General features: G+C 40.8%; 14 protein-coding genes, 7 tRNA genes and 2 pseudogenes. 4 read left to right on the forward strand and 19 right to left on the reverse strand.

Translation table 11 applies throughout. The features are described from left to right. Positions 1-110 precede the first annotated feature (110 nt). From C6Y03_RS10870 to C6Y03_RS10890, 5 genes and pseudogenes are all read right to left on the reverse strand, one after another. Positions 111-866, reverse strand: a pseudogene (locus C6Y03_RS10870) (SDR family NAD(P)-dependent oxidoreductase). A 104-nt stretch (positions 867-970) separates the two neighbouring features. Continuing rightward, positions 971-1,336 (reverse strand): MmcQ/YjbR family DNA-binding protein, encoded by a 366-nt coding sequence (locus C6Y03_RS10875; protein WP_060595608.1) that lies wholly within the window; start codon positions 1,334-1,336, stop codon positions 971-973. 143 nt (positions 1,337-1,479) lie between these two features. After that, a complete protein-coding gene (locus C6Y03_RS10880) occupies positions 1,480-2,373 on the reverse strand; it encodes an alpha/beta hydrolase (protein WP_106037135.1) in 894 nt (297 codons plus the stop codon). Between the two features lie 194 nt (positions 2,374-2,567). Then, the gene (locus tag C6Y03_RS10885) at positions 2,568-4,007 is read right to left on the reverse strand and encodes a DHA2 family efflux MFS transporter permease subunit (protein ID WP_034666046.1); all 1,440 of its coding nucleotides are present in this window, start codon (positions 4,005-4,007) and stop codon (positions 2,568-2,570) included. Between the two features lie 72 nt (positions 4,008-4,079). Continuing rightward, positions 4,080-4,658, reverse strand: a complete 579-nt coding sequence (locus tag C6Y03_RS10890) for a TetR/AcrR family transcriptional regulator (protein ID WP_034666049.1) — start codon at positions 4,656-4,658, stop codon at positions 4,080-4,082. Positions 4,659-5,016: 358 nt separating this feature from the next. On the opposite strand from C6Y03_RS10890, the gene bglS reads away from it, so the two are divergent. Next, complete coding sequence (gene bglS / locus C6Y03_RS10895) at positions 5,017-5,748, forward strand: beta-glucanase (RefSeq protein WP_003214284.1); 732 nt, start codon at positions 5,017-5,019, stop codon at positions 5,746-5,748. Positions 5,749-5,790: 42 nt separating this feature from the next. On the opposite strand, the gene C6Y03_RS10900 is transcribed toward bglS, so the two are convergent. Beyond that, positions 5,791-6,192: a MerR family transcriptional regulator gene (locus C6Y03_RS10900; protein WP_034666051.1), complete on the reverse strand. Its 402-nt coding sequence runs from the start codon at positions 6,190-6,192 to the stop codon at positions 5,791-5,793. A 214-nt stretch (positions 6,193-6,406) separates the two neighbouring features. Here C6Y03_RS10900 and C6Y03_RS10905 point away from each other — a divergent pair, with 214 nt between their 5' ends. Both C6Y03_RS10905 and C6Y03_RS10910 read left to right on the forward strand, forming a co-directional pair. Further along, positions 6,407-7,456 carry an NAD(P)-dependent alcohol dehydrogenase gene (locus tag C6Y03_RS10905; protein WP_034666054.1) on the forward strand — a complete coding sequence of 350 codons (1,050 nt, stop codon included), beginning with the start codon at positions 6,407-6,409 and terminating at the stop codon, positions 7,454-7,456. Between the two features lie 271 nt (positions 7,457-7,727). Beyond that, positions 7,728-8,189: a CarD family transcriptional regulator gene (locus C6Y03_RS10910; RefSeq protein ID WP_095286254.1), complete on the forward strand. Its 462-nt coding sequence runs from the start codon at positions 7,728-7,730 to the stop codon at positions 8,187-8,189. Between the two features lie 287 nt (positions 8,190-8,476). Here the strand turns inward: C6Y03_RS10910 and C6Y03_RS10915 are convergent, their stop codons facing one another. The 4 genes and pseudogenes from C6Y03_RS10915 to C6Y03_RS10930 all read right to left on the reverse strand — a co-directional run bounded on the left by C6Y03_RS10915 (position 8,477) and on the right by C6Y03_RS10930 (position 10,266). Further along, the gene (locus C6Y03_RS10915) at positions 8,477-8,680 is read right to left on the reverse strand and encodes a cold-shock protein (RefSeq protein WP_003214229.1); all 204 of its coding nucleotides are present in this window, start codon (positions 8,678-8,680) and stop codon (positions 8,477-8,479) included. Between the two features lie 370 nt (positions 8,681-9,050). Beyond that, complete coding sequence (locus C6Y03_RS10920) at positions 9,051-9,557, reverse strand: GrpB family protein (protein ID WP_106039290.1); 507 nt, start codon at positions 9,555-9,557, stop codon at positions 9,051-9,053. 219 nt (positions 9,558-9,776) lie between these two features. Next, positions 9,777-9,905, reverse strand: a pseudogene (locus C6Y03_RS19350) (alpha/beta fold hydrolase); the annotation flags it as partial. 22 nt (positions 9,906-9,927) lie between these two features. Then, positions 9,928-10,266 carry a winged helix-turn-helix transcriptional regulator gene (locus C6Y03_RS10930; protein WP_066031279.1) on the reverse strand — a complete coding sequence of 113 codons (339 nt, stop codon included), beginning with the start codon at positions 10,264-10,266 and terminating at the stop codon, positions 9,928-9,930. Positions 10,267-10,443: 177 nt separating this feature from the next. Between C6Y03_RS10930 and C6Y03_RS10935 the strand changes: the two genes are divergently transcribed. Continuing rightward, positions 10,444-11,418 (forward strand): NAD(P)-dependent alcohol dehydrogenase, encoded by a 975-nt coding sequence (locus tag C6Y03_RS10935; protein WP_106037131.1) that lies wholly within the window; start codon positions 10,444-10,446, stop codon positions 11,416-11,418. A gap of 435 nt (positions 11,419-11,853) precedes the next feature. Here C6Y03_RS10935 and C6Y03_RS10940 read toward each other — a convergent pair. From C6Y03_RS10940 to lpdA, 9 genes are all read right to left on the reverse strand, one after another. Next, positions 11,854-11,937, reverse strand: a tRNA-Leu gene (locus C6Y03_RS10940). Between the two features lie 48 nt (positions 11,938-11,985). After that, positions 11,986-12,068, reverse strand: a tRNA-Leu gene (locus tag C6Y03_RS10945). A 7-nt stretch (positions 12,069-12,075) separates the two neighbouring features. Further along, positions 12,076-12,151, reverse strand: a tRNA-Lys gene (locus C6Y03_RS10950). Positions 12,152-12,182: 31 nt separating this feature from the next. Next, positions 12,183-12,257, reverse strand: a tRNA-Gln gene (locus C6Y03_RS10955). A 20-nt stretch (positions 12,258-12,277) separates the two neighbouring features. Then, positions 12,278-12,349: transfer RNA gene (locus C6Y03_RS10960), tRNA-Glu, on the reverse strand. A 9-nt stretch (positions 12,350-12,358) separates the two neighbouring features. Continuing rightward, positions 12,359-12,449 (reverse strand) — tRNA-Ser (locus tag C6Y03_RS10965). Positions 12,450-12,453: 4 nt separating this feature from the next. Further along, positions 12,454-12,528, reverse strand: a tRNA-Asn gene (locus C6Y03_RS10970). Between the two features lie 211 nt (positions 12,529-12,739). Beyond that, positions 12,740-14,587, reverse strand: coding sequence for a sigma-54-dependent Fis family transcriptional regulator (locus C6Y03_RS10975; protein ID WP_106039291.1), 1,848 nt, complete (start codon positions 14,585-14,587; stop codon positions 12,740-12,742). A gap of 108 nt (positions 14,588-14,695) precedes the next feature. Further along, positions 14,696-16,075 (reverse strand): dihydrolipoyl dehydrogenase, encoded by a 1,380-nt coding sequence (gene lpdA / locus C6Y03_RS10980; protein ID WP_106039292.1) that lies wholly within the window; start codon positions 16,073-16,075, stop codon positions 14,696-14,698. Between the last annotated feature and the right edge of the window lie 15 nt (positions 16,076-16,090).

Raw genomic sequence — 16,090 nt, forward strand, 5'->3', positions numbered from 1 at the left:
TAGATTCCCTCCTTTTGTACACATTCTAAACCATGTGGTTACCACACAGTCAATCATGCCATAAAAAAATCACCGAGGAAATCTGCCCTCAGTGATGTGTCATTTCTATTTCATACTTGGACCAGCATGTGTAAAATCGGGTCTTTCAATTCAAAGTCGAATGTCCTGCCGTCAACAATACCGACTGTTTTTTCATGATCATAAAGCTCGAGCAGACAAGCTGCCATTTCTTTTGATGTATGATATTTCTTGATATTGCCTTCATATTCAAATTGGTCTACATCTAATGAACGCTTTGCAAATTCTGATTCTGTCGCGGAAGGCGCTAATACTTTTGCCTGTAAGTTAGCTCCTTTTTCTTTCAACTCTAGTGCAGTCCTTCTGTAAAGGCACTCACGTAAAACTTCGTGGCTGAATAGGTGACGGCATTGCCGACGACTGTATAGCCCGCTCTTGAAGAAATGTTGATCAGCTGAGCCCCTTCTACTTGCTCATAATCACGAACAAATAAAGTGGATAAAATCGTTAAGGCTTCGATATTCAGATGAAGCATATCCCCAATTTTACTTACGTCCTGTTCTCCTATTGAACCGAAATGGCCAAACCCTGCATTATTAATGAAGGTGTCAAGCTCATATTCAGCCAACGATTCATAAAATGAATACACTTGCTCCATGTCGGTTAAATCGACAGACTGTATGTTTACTTTGATCTCGGGATATTGATCAAGAATCTCTTTCTTCAGTTCGTGGAGTTTCTCGAGCCGGCGTGCAGCTAAAATAAGGTTTTTGCCTCGTGCTGCAAAGGCTAGCGCCGCCTCATACCCCAATACCTGAACTTGCTCCTGTAATGACTGTATAGCTCAATTATATCCCCCTATTAACGTCTTCTAACTGGTTAAATTATAACGACAGCACTTCGCTCTAGTCAATTTTGAAGAGAATCACACGGTTTATTAACTTGTCTCACTTCATTCATCATGTTGGAGGATGTCATGTTGAGATTTTTTTGTTAATTTGTGAAAAACCAATTGGTAGGAATGTTCGATTAACTCCTCTACAAATGAAGATGGAATGTCCGCATCAAGGTAAATCGAATTCCAATGAGTCTTATTCATATAATAGCCCGGAATAATCCCCTCATGCGCCTCTCTTAGTTCTTCAGCTCGTTGAGGGTCACATTTTAAAGTGATGACAGGTTTTCGATTCGCATCTCCGCCCATCATAGCAAACATCTTTCCACCAATATGATAACGATCTGCATGCCATTCTGGCTGATAATCATGGGTTACTCCTTTTAAAGAAAGACAAAATGCCTGTAGTTTCTCTTTTTCCATTAGATTCGCTCCTTTTTTAAGTCGTCTTCTATTCTTTCTATTATATCGACAATGAAGGCAGATATCTGATCTTTTTCATTCACTTAACAACAATAAAAGCACAGACCCGCTGGGTTCTGTGCTTTTACATCACTGTTCTTATCTTATTCAAATGCCTTCTTCAATTGATCACTCATCAGATGCCAAGCCTCTTCAGCTATTGCTAAATCTCCGGCATGCGTGAAGGCGTGAGGGACTCCTTTAAACTGTCTGTACGTGACATCTACCCCTGCTTCTTTTAACTTCTCCGCATATTGTTCGGCTTCTTGAGCTAGCGAATCTCTTTCAGCTGTGATAACGAGAGCTGGTGGCATTTGTGCCAAGGATGAACGATCGGCAAAGATCGGAGAAACGAGCGGATTGTGCGGATCTTGGCCTTGCAGATAGAAGGCATTAAAGAGTCTCGCCATTTCAACTGGGATCGCTTCTTCAAACGCTGGTTTTTGTGCTGGATCAGTGGCTAAATCAAGCGGCGGATAATCAAGCACTTGATAGACAATCGGGAGTTTGTTCCCTTTTTGAATATTTAAGAGACAAGCAGCCGTTGCCAAGTTTCCTCCTGCGCTATGTCCGCCAATGGCTATTGCTTTGGGATCTATTTGAAGCTCATCAGGGTGTTCATACAGCCACTTCAGCACATCGTAGCATTCATGAAGAGCGGCCGGGAAAGGGTGCTCTGGGGCAAGCTGATACTCCACATTGACGACGATACATTGCGCTCGGTCTGCAATGACCGGACACCAGTGGTTATCCATTTCAGCACTGCCTAGGATAAATCCTCCGCCATGTAAATTCACAAAAACAGGAAGCGGCTGCTTTGATGTGTTGACCGGCTTAAATACCCATACCTTTGTTTCGCCAGCACTTGTTGGAATGTCATATTCCATTTTGTTTACTTCAGGAGGATGGACTGGTTTTAGTTCCGATTGACTCGGTAATGAACCTTCAGCTGGTTGACGTAATGACGCAGCGATTTTGATTTGTTCTTCTAAGTTCATGATCTCAGTCTCCTATCTTATTCATTTCTTCTAACTCATTCGTTCCTTTTTCCTCTTTTCCTTCTACTGAATCAGCAGCACATTCTCATTGGTTCACTTTTTATCTATCTCCCCATTTTCGCTCTCTTTGAAACAAGCATTGGGCAAATCAAAAAAGCACTGCGGCGCTAGGTCCTCAGTGCTTTTCATCTATTTTATGAAACTTGCTGTTCTACTTTCACTCGTTTAATGAAGAAAGCGATGATCAAACCAATGACGGTCATGATCACAGCAAAGATAAATGCATGCTGGACGCCATTTGTAAAGGCGAGCAGCTGGTTCATCGGATTTGCGGGATCAGCCACATTTTCCATAAAGCTGCGGGTCCCTGATGAAAGGATCGAAATACCGACCGCAGTACCAATAGCTCCTGACACCTGCTGCAATGTATTCATAATCGCTGTACCATGCGGATATAGCTCTGGCGGCAGCTGATTTAATCCATTTGTTTGTGCAGGCATCATGATCATCGCGATTCCGACCATTAACGTAATATGAAGGGTCACAATGTATCCAATCGATGTATTCACACTTAAATTCGTGAAGCCAAACATCGTCGCTGCGACAATGACAAGCCCTGGAATCACAAGCCATTTTGGTCCAAACTTATCAAATAGCCCACCCATGATTGGAGATAGCAGACCGTTGATAATTCCACCAGGCAATAGCATTAAACCTGCTGTAAATGTCGTTAGTGCCAAGGATGTTTGCAGATACAATGGCAAAATCATCATAGCAGACAGCATCACCATCATACACACTAAGATCAGCAGTAACCCAATGACAAACATCGGATATTTAAACGGACTTAAGTTCAACATCGGTTCCTTCATATTCAACTGTCTGAGAGAGAATACAAGAATCCCAATGACACCTACTACAATTGCAACGATAACATGCATACTGCTCCAGCCACCGCCTTCACCGGCACTGCTAAAGCCATACACAATTCCTCCGAAACCAATGGTTGAAAGCACAATCGATAAAATGTCGATTTTTGGTCTTGTTGGCTCCGTAATATTTTGCATAAAGATAAAACCAAAGACGAGTGCAGCTATTAATAACGGAAGTGAAATCCAGAAAATCCAATGCCAAGTCAGCGATTTCAAAATAAGACCAGAGACTGTTGGACCAACAGCTGGTGCAAACATGATCACAAGACCTATAATCCCCATTGATCTGCCTCGTTTATGAGGCGGGATGATCACCAAAATCGTATTGAACATCAATGGAAGAAGCAATGCTGTACCGACTGCCTGTACGACACGTGCCACCATTAAAATACTAAAGACTGGCGCAACCGCCGCAATAAATGTTCCAATGATCGAAAAGATGAGCGACGTAATGAAAAGCTGTCTTGTTGTAAACCACTGAAGAATGAGTCCTGAAATTGGTACGAGAATACCAAGTGTTAATAAATATCCTGTTGTCAGCCACTGAGCTGTCGTTGCTTCAATACCAAAGTCTAACGTTAAGCTTCTCAGCGCCATATTTAGTGCTGTTTCACTGAACAAGCCAATAAAACCAGCTGTAATAAATGAGATAATAATGGGCAGCGTTCGAATATGAGAAGCTGCTGCTTGCTGTTTGTTCATAGTAGGTTGGCTCCTTTTCTTTTTCAATTTAGATCAATCATAGGAAGTCAGGCTGGTCAGAAATGAGCCACTTCAATGTCTATTGAAAACAGATAAAATCTGTTTCTCTGCAGCGAATTGAGCGATTTTTTCGATTGAATAACCAGATTCACAAATATAAAACATCAGTTCAGGCGTCATCGGAGAGGACATACATAATGTCGTCAGCTCAATATCCTGTATGTTCGCTTCCCCTTTTTCTTCTGCTTCCTCCAGCAAATCACGAATGATTTGTTTAAGCGATTGACTGTAATGACAATCATACACTTTACTTGTCTGCTCTAAATTTCCAGAGATTGTAAGCATCCGAATCCAGTCTAAATGATGACCGACGATGAGATGAATTTCTTCGAGCACATAACGCAAACGTTCACGAACCGGCTGGTCACTGATTTTGCTCAAGTAAAGATGCAAAGCAGGGATCAGCTGTTCAAATCTTTCTCCAAGGATAGAAAGGCACAAATCACTTTTATTGGCATAGCGGCGGTAAAGAGTGCCCTGCCCAACACCAGCTGTTTTGGCAATTTTATGCATGCTGACATTTTCCACGCCAAATTCCTGAAACAAAGAAAAAGCGACCTCTTCAATTTCCTTTCCAATATCCTTTTCCATGATGCCTCACCTTCTTTACCTTCATCCATATTGCACTTATCTCTATGTGTTAAATCTCATCTCTTTTGATTCTCATTAGGACAATTGTCCCGATATTATCTTACGGACAACTGTCCGCTTTGTCAATCATTCTTTATTAAATGGCATGAAAAAGATCAAAAACTCAATTTTAACGAATGAGTTTTTGATGATCTTTTGCTGTTTATACCATTTTCTTTAGTAACTTCCTATGAAATAAGAGAAGAATCTAGCAAAAAATCCTCTTTAATATCATATATTAGACCGATTTTCCATTTTGAGAGAATCATGTATGATCAATTAAGAAAACGCTTTCAAAAAAGGAGAGGGGAATGCCTACATGTCTTACCGTGTGAAACGAATGTTGATGCTGCTTGTCACTGGAATAGTCTTGAGTTTGTCCACATTTACTGCGGGTGCCTCGGCACAAACAGGCGGGTCGTTTTACGAGCCTTTTAACAACTATAATACGGGGTTATGGCAAAAAGCCGATGGGTACTCGAATGGAAACATGTTTAACTGTACGTGGCGTGCAAATAATGTCTCCATGACGTCATTAGGTGAAATGCGATTATCGCTCACAAGTCCCTCCTATAATAAGTTTGACTGCGGAGAAAACCGCTCCACTCAAACATATGGCTACGGTCTATATGAAGTCAGCATGAAACCAGCCAAAAATGTAGGGATCGTGTCTTCGTTCTTTACTTATACGGGACCGACTGATGGTACGCCTTGGGATGAAATTGATATCGAATTTCTAGGAAAAGATACGACAAAGGTTCAGTTTAACTACTATACCAATGGTGTAGGAAATCATGAAAAGATCGTCAACCTTGGTTTTGATGCAGCAAACTCTTATCACACGTATGCATTTGACTGGCAGCCTAACTCGATTAAATGGTATGTAGATGGACAATTAAAACATACTGCCACTACTCAAATCCCTCAAACTCCAGGAAAGATTATGATGAACCTCTGGAATGGTGCAGGTGTCGATGAATGGCTCGGCTCCTATAACGGTGTTACACCGCTCCACGCACATTATAACTGGGTGCGTTACACAAAAAGATAACCACATCACAAAACCTGTGAAAAGTCACAGGTTTTTCTTCATTTAAATTAAGCTGGTTTTTAGTTGATGAACCAGCTTTTGTTCATAGCTGTGGATAATATCTTCATAACTTTCTATCTTGTAATCTAACCGCTTAATCGTCTCTTCGATTTCCTTTTGTTTTTCTACAAGTCTTTCTCTCTCATTGACCAAAATACTTTTCCGCGAGGACAGGGTACGATCCTCGCCCTCGATAAATAAAGCCGTATATTCTCTAAGTGCATCAATTGAGAGACCCGCATTTCTCATACATTTGATAAATTCAATCCACTGAATATCTTCTTCTGCATAATCACGAACACCGTTTTCATCACGCCGGATCGGTCGAATTAAACCAATATTCTCGTAGTATCTGAGCGTGGCAGTAGATAAATCGAGCTGCTTGGCGGCTTGTGCTATTTTCATTGTTTTCACCCTTCTCTTCTTCTCTCACCTTATGAAAAATGAAATTCCTTCTTCTCATCATCTCCAATTTGATAGAGAACGCAAGATGCTTTTGGCTCAATTCTTTATTTAAGGATGTTGAAAAGCTTGAAGAGGGTTCTCTATTGACTTAGAGTTCACTTTAAGACGTACAGTATAGAAGTAAAGAATCTTACTTTTGAAAGGATGATCAAGAATGTGTCAGACGCACCATTCAAACGTTTTAAGTGTTTCACATGCAAAAGCGAGCTTTGAACGGACAACCATTGAACGAAGAGCGCTTCGTCCACATGATATTTTAATCGATATTCAATTTAGCGGGATCTGTCATTCAGATATCCACAGTGCCTTTGATGAATGGGGCGGCGGTATTTTCCCAATGGTTCCGGGTCATGAGATCACTGGAGTCGTTGCCGCTGTTGGTGATGATGTGACGAAATTTCAGATCGGAGACCGTGTAGGTGTTGGCTGCTTTGTTGATTCCTGCGGCACCTGTGAATATTGCCAAAATGGAGACGAGCAATATTGCACGAAAGGGGTCGTCCAAACCTATAATAACCTCGATTATGACGGGGAACCGACTTACGGCGGCTATAGTCAGAAGATTGTCGTGACAGAGCGCTTTGTCGTCAGCATTCCAGATCAACTATCCCTTGATGCCGCAAGTCCTCTTCTCTGCGCTGGAATCACAACTTATTCACCGTTAAAGCACTGGAAAGCAGGGCCAGGTAAAAAAGTTGCCATCGTCGGGATGGGCGGACTCGGTCACGTGGCCATTCAATTCGCACGTGCACTTGGCGCTGAAGTCACGGTATTGAGCCGCTCTTTGAATAAAAAAGAAGAGGCGCTGTCATTTGGTGCAAAAGATTATTTTGCTACAAGTGATCCTCATACCTTTCAGTCACTAGCCGGTCAGTATGACCTCATTCTCAACACAGTTTCTGCCAATATCAATATAGACGCCTATTTGTCCCTACTTCGTGTGGATGGAACCTTGGTGAACGTCGGTGCACCACCTGAGCCAGATCAATTCCACGTCTTTTCATTGATTACTGGCCGCCGCAGCATTGCCGGTTCACTCGTTGGAGGCATACAAGAAACACAAGAAATGCTCGATTTCGCAGCTGCTCACAATATCGCACCACAAATTGAAGTGATCAACGCAAGTCAAGTTGATGAAGCGTATGAACGTGTGCTGAAAAGTGATGTGCGTTATCGGTTTGTCATTGATATTTCGACATTATGATCGGATTCTATTTTGAAAGACTAGCTCAATGGCTGGTCTTTTTTAATGGTGGATATCCTGTTTTTCTTATAGCGAGGATTCTAGAGGATATGTTCAAAAATCATGGATAATAATAAAAAATCACACCCAAAATTCCTTCAAAATAATCTCTCTTTTTTAGAACTAAATTTATTGACAAAAAATAAATAAACATGTTATTATTAAAAATTTGATTATTTCGGATCGATTTGTGGTACCCTTATAGTAGGTACTTAATATGGAGGTGGATGATATGTTTCAAATTGGTGATAACATTGTGTATCCAATGCATGGAGCAGGTATAATTGAAGCCATAGAAGAAAAAGAATTTTCTGATGAAAAACAACAGTATTATGTGATTAATATGTCAATCAGTCATATGAAAGTGATGATTCCAACACGGAAAATGTCGGGTTCACGTATTAGACCTGTTACAGATATACTGGCATTAAACAGTGTGATACACATTTTCCAGCATGGCAAATCAGATCAAATACTGACATGGAAAGAACGGCATACAATTAATACAAACAAAATAAAAACGGGTAGCATCCAAGACGGTGCTGAAGTTGTACGTGACCTGATGCGTATGAAGAAAGAGAAAGCACTAAATGCAAGTGAAAAGAAAATGCTAGATGATGCCCATGAATTTTTGCTAAGTGAATTAGAAGTCATCAAAGGGATTACAGAAAAGCAAATAAAAAGTTTCTGTTAAGAACTCTGCCGCTCTTTTGGGCACCCCTCACCATTTTTGATTACATGTTCTCTAAGAACCTATCCACCCTTCAACTTATGAAAGAAAAAAGAATTTATTTAGGCAAATTCCGCATATTGTAAATCCAATATGCTATACTGTTGATAAACCTTTGAAGCATGAATTTTTTTACGATTACCTTGTAACATCTCCCTACTTGTACGCTGAGTAGGGTTTTTTATTGAAGAAATAAATGAAAACACAAAAAAACAGGCTCTCTACAGAGAACCTGTTTTTAAAAATGAAGATTAAGCAGTTTTTTGAACGTTAGCAGCTTGAGCTCCACGAGAACCTTGCTCTACGTCAAATGTTACTTTTTGACCTTCGTCTAAAGATTTGAATCCGTCACCTTGGATAGCTGAGAAATGTACGAATACATCGTCGCCTTCTTCACGTTCGATAAATCCAAAACCTTTTTCTGCGTTAAACCATTTTACTGTACCTTGTTCCATGTTTGTTGCCTCCTAGTGCGTTTACCACACAATGTATTATACTATCCTTGCCCAAAGTATCCTCAAGACGAAAAGTCTTTCTTCATGCTATCCTTTACGCCGAACAAAAATAATTATTCTTATTGTAACATGAATCGGAAATAATTGCAATTTAGGATTTAAAAGAGCACCAAACGTGCTATAGTGACACAAATAAGACAGGGGGTTTAATGATGAAACGAATAAACAAATTTCATATCCCTCACCCTTGTTAATTTAGCTATGTTAAAGAATAATGTTGATTTTGGTTAAAAAGAAGAAACTCCCCTTTGTAGCGAGTCCACTTGTGCATAAAATCAGTTAGTTTGATCACCAAAAGAGAGAATCTTTTCTAAATTCTCTCTAAAATCGACTGAACAAAGTCAGTTTTCCCCTCTGCATATTTGTGTTTTTCATTTTTATTTAAAATTGATAGGTTCAGTTTGAGCTGCTCGTACTCACTTCTTACTAGTTCGTTACTTCTTAAATAATCCCTGAAATTTAACTGTTCGAGTAAATACCTATTGCCTGTTTGATACATATGGATTTGGTGTGTACGTGGTTCTCCTTTGTTGAAATAGTGTCTTTCAGGTAAAACATTGGTTCCTTTATATGAATAACCTAGCCCTTCCAAAGCTGTTACGCACTGTTCTCCGTCAAGAAAATCATCTATTTCAATTGCAATATCAATAATTGGCTTCGCACTTAAACCCTTTACTGCTGTACTTCCAATATGGTGGACATTCACTGTGTACTGACCGATAACCTCTACTATTCGTTTCTTTTCCATTTCAAATTCTTTGACCCATTCAACAGACCAAGGAACTAAAAAAACCACCCCTCTTGGTAATCCAAGCATTTACTCAACCCGCCTTATGATTGTTTAGGTAGACTTTTTTAACATAGGTCAAATCGGTAGAAAACATATAAATCTTACTAATAGTTGAAGCATTTCGATGGATAGCAAAAAAACCTTTCAAACGGTATGGGGATGATTGGACTGCATTATATAAAAATATTATTCTCAAACAAAAACGTCCACTTACTTAAGATGAGTGGACAGTCATTTAGAGAAAAACTACTTAACATTTTCCGCCTCAAGTCTGTTTAACCAGTTATGGACTAATGAGTTAAATACATCGGGTTGTTCAATTTGCAGGTTGTGGCCAGCCATATCAAGCACTGCAAAAGTTACCCTTGGATAATCTAGTTTTCTTTTTATATTCATTTTATTTTGATTTTGATTTTTCTAATTGGTTTTCGCCCCATAAAAGAAGTTGTTCAAATATAGGGATCAGCTCTAGTCCTGCCCCAGTCAATGAATATTCTACTCTTGATGGAACTTCATTATACTGAACTCGTTGAACAATTCCGTTTTCAATCAGATCCTTTAATGATTGATTGAGCATTGTTCCTGTAATTCCATACACTTTACGCTTTAACTCATTATATCGAATATCATTGTAACTACATAGTACAGCTAAGATTTTTAAATTCCATTTTCCCGCTAATATATTTAAGGCATAACTTGCTGGAGCTATCGCTTTATTTAGCTCACTTTCAGTCATATTTTATCCACTCCTTAGTCAGTTTTTCCTTACTTAGTCAGTTTATATTGAGTACTTGTTAAATCAATTCCATTTATTATAATCAAATATGTAAACCATGTCACCCATGTATTAGAGAGCTAAATTGATTTTAAAACCCTTCAAGTTCATACTTTTTCTAGGAAATGGAGTGAGTAAATGAAAAATGAAAAGATGCGTGCTGCACAATATACTAAATATGGATCACCGAATGTTCTTTTTGAAGATTCTATATCAAAACCTGTTATAGAAACTGGAGAAGTACTCATTCGTGTACATGGGTCGAGTGTAAACTCTATGGATACGCTATTTCGATCAGGCAAGATGAAACTATTAACGGGTAATCAATTCCCTAAAGGAACAGGGGCAGACTTTTCTGGTGAGGTTGTTGAGGTAGGATCGAACGTAAAAAATTATCAATTAGGTGATAGAGTGTGGGGAGTTCTTCCTATGAAATTAAGGAGCCAAATTGGTAGTGCCGCTGAATATGTAGCTATATCACCTGAGAAAATATCTAAAATTCCTACAAAGGTTGATCTCTTACAAGCTGCGGCATTGCCTGGCGTAGGTGCTACTGCAATTATTGCTTTAAAATATAAAACTAAACTTAGAAAAGGCGAAAAGTTACTTGTACGTGGTGCAAGTGGAGGAGTCGGAAGCATTGCGATTCAAATTGGCAAAATGTTGGGTGCTCATGTAACTGCTCTTGCAAACGAAAAACATCTTACTTTTCTTCAAGAGCTAGGTGCAGACGAAGTATTTGATTATAAAAAAACATCTCCTACTGATCTTAAAAAGTTTGATGTAGTCATGGACACAGTGGGAACTGACCTCAAACATTATAGGCGCTTGCTTGCAAAGAACGGTAGAATGGTTACTATTGGATTTCCTAGTTTTTCGTCCTTAATATATATATTAGCTTCAACTACTTTCGGTTCTCGTAGAGTTCGCACATTCAGTGCAAATCCCAAAAATGAACTTCTAAAAGAATTAGCATCTTATGTAGATTCCAACAAGGTCAGACCAGTTATTGATAGCATTTATTTTTTATCTGATGTTGCCAAAGCTCATCATTCCTTAGAAGCTGGAGGTGGACGAGGAAAACGTATCATAAATTTACTCGATAAAAAATAAACCATCATTTTAGGATAAAATGGACGCTCGTTTCTTGTAAAAGGCGTTGCTCCATTTGCGGCGTTATTAGGCGGGGCTTTAGATGGATTGAGATCAACTCAATTTGCTGATGCATTCAGGACTTTAGCCGCTAAAATATAGATCGTCTTTTCACCAGTACCAAGACTAGCTATTGGAGGTACATATAAGTTTGTTTCCAAATTAATCAGAGACTATAACTCTTTCAGTAGGATATACTAGATCTAAATCCTATGACATAGCGTTTGATTATGCTAAAAGATATTATGAAAAAAAACCGTTACTACTTTACTAGCAATATTCAATATTTCTGCTGTAAAAGGTGCATGGTTTTGGTAAGCAAGTCTTCTCCCATAGCTGTAATTTCCGCATAAAAAAATAATACCAAAGGTGGTTAAACCCTTGGTATTATTGGGATGCGGCCGAGAGGACTTGAACCTCCACGGGTTATTCACCCACTAGGCCCTCAACCTAGCGCGTCTGCCATTCCGCCACGACCGCGTGTATGATGTGCTCTTATATTCATAAGTGCACTGTTTGAAAAAACAATGCGGGTGAAGGGACTTGAACCCCCACGTCATAAAGACACTAGATCCTAAGTCTAGCGCGTCTGCCAATTCCGCCACACCCGCGTGACAATGGTGAGCCATGAAGGACTCGAACCTTCGACCCTCTGATTAAAAGTCAGATGCTCTACCAACTGAGCTAATGGCTCATCTGCTATGCAGAAAAACATATATAAAAAATGGCTGGGCTAGCTGGATTCGAACCAACGCATGACGGAGTCAAAGTCCGTTGCCTTACCGCTTGGCTATAGCCCAACGAATCAAAAAACAAAACATGACCCGTACGGGATTCGAACCCGTGTTACCGCCGTGAAAGGGCGGTGTCTTAACCGCTTGACCAACGGGCCATAAAATAATGGCGGAGAAGGAGGGATTTGAACCCTCGCGCCGCTTACGCGACCTACACCCTTAGCAGGGGCGCCTCTTCAGCCACTTGAGTACTTCTCCATTATGGCTCCGCAGGTAGGACTCGAACCTACGACCGATCGGTTAACAGCCGATAGCTCTACCACTGAGCTACTGCGGAATAATAAGACATGTTTCATTATATATATGCCAGAAAAATGTGTCAAGAATTTTAAAGCGTTTCATTCCTGGCCCATTTGCGACGGCTTTTATAATTTAACATATACTAATATAACAGTCAAGCCTTTTTCCATGCCATTTGTTTAACTTGGCAGAAAGCCCCCGACCTCTTCATGTAGACCAAGGGCCTTGATGCAGCCTTCCTCAGGAGACTAAGACAGCTTAAACTTTCGCATCCACTTATAAAAAGTACTTCTTGGCACCCCTGCTAACTTCGCTGCTTCTGACACATGACCTTTTGTTTTATGCAGTGCTTCTATCACTGTTTGCTTTTGAATGCGCTCCCTAAACGTGAGTTCTTTTGGAATCTCGGTACACTCTGCTGGATGCAGCTTCTGCTTTTTCTGATCAATCGTCTCTAATACTGAAGCATATTGCGATTCACCAATCCATCCGCCTTTAGGAAAGAGGACCCTTAGATGTTCAAACAGATTAAAAAGCTCTCGTATGTTTCCCGGCCAGTGGTATTCCTGCAATGTCTGAAAAAATGATTCAGGAAATACCGCATTCCAGTGGTACTTCTTTTGGTAATAACGATATAAATCATGAATGTCTTCTTTTCTTTCTCTAAGCGGCGGGATGTTGATTGGATAGACATGAAGACGGTAATACAAGTCTTCTCGTATTTTTCCTTCCTTCAGCAGTTCGTTCATATTTCGGTGTGTCGCTGTAATAATTCTAATATCCAAAGGGATTTCGTGTGTCCCGCCGAGCGGTACGACTTTCCTTTCTTCTATCACCCGAAGAAGCGCTACTTGCATCGCATATGGGATTTCGCCAATTTCGTCTAAAAAGAGTGTTCCTTTATGAGCTTGTTCAAACTTCCCTTTAGCTCCGTGACGTTTTGCTCCTGTAAAAGCCCCTTCAGCATAGCCAAATAATTCGCTTTCTAACAGGCTTTCAGGAATGGATCCGCAATTAACAGCAATAAACGGTCCTCTATGCCTCTCACTGGCTGAGTGAATAGCTCTAGCGGCCAGTTCCTTCCCTGTACCTGTTTCGCCCCAAATATATACATTGGCATCTGTTTGTGCCGCTCTCTTCATCTCACTGAGCGTCTGTTGAAACACCTTACTTGTTCCAGATTCCCCGGGAAATTGAGCAAAAGAAACGGTGATGTTGCTTTTCGCTGCTTCTTCAAGGGAAAGGGACATGCCCAGCATCTTTCCATCTTGCTCTGATTGAATGATCTGCGTTCCCCGGATAACAAATGGATGACCCTTAAGCCGCTCGACATCCATTCCGTACCAGTCAGAAAATCGTTCTCTAATTGACCTGCTTGCAGAAACAATTTGCTTTTTTTCATTACAGACCACATACGGTTCGTCTGCTTCCACCTGCTGGAGACAATGAGTGATCAGCTCCATCTCTCTCCTTTTTTGCTGGACTTGAATTTCTCTCTCTATGGCATAAGCAACTGTTGAAGCCATTCCAAGCATAAAAGGGTGCTTGTTATCCGCCATACAGGAGATATCAATCACCCCTATGATCGTACCGTCTGCATCACGAATAGGAGCGGCTGAACAACTCCAATGGTGAGAGGCGACAGAAAAATGCTCAGTTCCGTTGATCGTCACAGCTTCCCCGATGACGAGTGCCGTTCCAATAGCGTTCGTCCCTACATCTGTTTCGGTCCAGCGCGACCCCTCCATAAAATTAATTTTTCTTGCTTCCACCATCGTTCTTTGGCTTCCTGTCAGACTTAGCACATAACCGTCTGCATCGATAAGTAAGGCCAGCATGTCAGATTCTTTTAATTGCTGACTGATTTTATTTAAGTAAGGAAGAGCAGCATTGAGGAATAATGAGTATTTCTTTTTTTGGGCACTGAATAATTCCTTTTCTAACAACGACTGTCCTTTATCTAAATACGGATTAACATTTGCCTGTTTACACCTGTGCCATGATTCCATCACTCTCTTATTCAGACGAGACTTATCAAGCAAACCTTCACGAACAAAACGTTTCCACGTATTTAAATAACAAGGCGTCGGATTCATTCCATCCTCTCCTCTGGGGGCTTTTTATTCATTATAGATAATTATAAAAGCGCTTTCAATTAACATTGGCTAACCCAAGAAGTCAATCGGATAGAAAAAGAGTCTTTTTCAGCAGTGCACCGCTCGTCCCATTGTTTGCAGCAAGGCTTCGTGTATCGCCTCTGAAAGTGTCGGATGTGCCGCAATAAACTGCTCTAATGTATCAGCGGTCAGCTCTGTATGCATCATCACCGCCGCTTGTCCAATCAGTTCTGTTGCATTCGGTCCAATGATTGATACACCTAAAATTTCTTGATATTGCGGTTCTACAATGACCTTTACTTGACCGGCTGGTTGATTTAATATTAACGCTTTTCCATTTGCAGAAAATGCACATGTCCCTATCCGAATCTCCTCATATTGTTTTCTAGCACTCTCTTCATTTAAACCAACACTGGCAATTTCTGGAGAGGTGTAGAGGCATCTTGGAATCACTTGTTCATTGACTTTTACATGTTCACCTGATGCATGGGATGCCGCAACCGTTCCTTCATGAAAAGCAGTATGAGCAAGCTGGACCCCACCTGTCACATCACCGCACGCATAGATATGCGGGAGATTGGTTTGCATATGTTCATTGACGTAGATTCCGTTTCTGTCAAATTCAATGCCGACCTGATCAAGATTCAACTCTCCAAGCTGCGGAGTTCTGCCAATTGCCACTAAGCAAAGATCAGACTGGATTTCACACTGCTCTCCTTGATTTTTCTCTACCACTACTTTTCTTGAAGAAGAATCAAGCTGTTTGACTGCGGCGGACGTCAAAATGTCTACACCCGTTTCTTCGAGTTGCTCGTGAAGACATTGTGCTATATCACAATCTTCTTCAGGTAAAATGTGCACTGCCCGCTCAACCATGACAACTCTTGTCCCCATTCTGCTAAATATGCTTGCAAACTCACAGCCGATCACCCCTCCCCCAATAATACAAAGCGAATCTGGTATCGAAGAAAGTGACATGGCATCCTTGCTGTGAATGATCCATTCCCCATCAAAAGGTGCAAAAGGTAAAGCAGCAGGCGCTGCCCCTGATGCAATAATGATTTGTTTTGCTTGAATGATTTCAGACTTCCCTTCACTTTCTATCAATAGCTCATGTGCCGATAGAAATGACGCCTTCCCATTCAACACGCTGATTTTGTTTTTATTCATCAAGTAGCGAACGCCATCAGTCAGCTGTTTGACGACAGACTGTTTCCGTTTTTGAACGGCATCCCATTGGATGATAGGCTCATGTTCTGGGAGCTCAATTCCAAAATGTACAGCCGATTTCACATGCTCATACATATCGGCGCTTTGCAAAAGTGCTTTCGTCGGAATACAGCCTTCATTGAGGCAGGTACCCCCCAGCTGACCTTGATCAATTAACACAACCTTCCTGCCAAAACGGGCGGCTGTTATGGCCGCCACATAACCTGCTGGTCCGCCTCCTATAATGACCAGTGTCATGATACGTTCACCTTC

Source organism: Bacillus sp. LNXM65 (assembly GCF_002998575.1).
GTDB lineage: Bacteria > Bacillota > Bacilli > Bacillales > Bacillaceae > Bacillus.

Bases quoted from the DNA above. Each gene is read 5' to 3' on its own strand.
- C6Y03_RS10875 (WP_060595608.1), bottom strand. From the start codon at position 1,336: ATGGAAAAAGAGAAACTACAGGCATTTTGTCTTTCTTTAAAAGGAGTA.
- C6Y03_RS10880 (WP_106037135.1), bottom strand. From the start codon at position 2,373: ATGAACTTAGAAGAACAAATCAAAATCGCTGCGTCATTACGTCAACCA.
- C6Y03_RS10885 (WP_034666046.1), bottom strand. From the start codon at position 4,007: ATGAACAAACAGCAAGCAGCAGCTTCTCATATTCGAACGCTGCCCATT.
- C6Y03_RS10890 (WP_034666049.1), bottom strand. From the start codon at position 4,658: ATGGAAAAGGATATTGGAAAGGAAATTGAAGAGGTCGCTTTTTCTTTG.
- bglS (WP_003214284.1), top strand. From the start codon at position 5,017: ATGTCTTACCGTGTGAAACGAATGTTGATGCTGCTTGTCACTGGAATA.
- C6Y03_RS10900 (WP_034666051.1), bottom strand. From the start codon at position 6,192: ATGAAAATAGCACAAGCCGCCAAGCAGCTCGATTTATCTACTGCCACG.
- C6Y03_RS10905 (WP_034666054.1), top strand. From the start codon at position 6,407: ATGTGTCAGACGCACCATTCAAACGTTTTAAGTGTTTCACATGCAAAA.
- C6Y03_RS10910 (WP_095286254.1), top strand. From the start codon at position 7,728: ATGTTTCAAATTGGTGATAACATTGTGTATCCAATGCATGGAGCAGGT.
- C6Y03_RS10915 (WP_003214229.1), bottom strand. From the start codon at position 8,680: ATGGAACAAGGTACAGTAAAATGGTTTAACGCAGAAAAAGGTTTTGGA.
- C6Y03_RS10920 (WP_106039290.1), bottom strand. From the start codon at position 9,557: ATGCTTGGATTACCAAGAGGGGTGGTTTTTTTAGTTCCTTGGTCTGTT.
- C6Y03_RS10930 (WP_066031279.1), bottom strand. From the start codon at position 10,266: ATGACTGAAAGTGAGCTAAATAAAGCGATAGCTCCAGCAAGTTATGCC.
- C6Y03_RS10935 (WP_106037131.1), top strand. From the start codon at position 10,444: ATGAAAAATGAAAAGATGCGTGCTGCACAATATACTAAATATGGATCA.
- C6Y03_RS10975 (WP_106039291.1), bottom strand. From the start codon at position 14,587: ATGAATCCGACGCCTTGTTATTTAAATACGTGGAAACGTTTTGTTCGT.
- lpdA (WP_106039292.1), bottom strand. From the start codon at position 16,075: ATGACACTGGTCATTATAGGAGGCGGACCAGCAGGTTATGTGGCGGCC.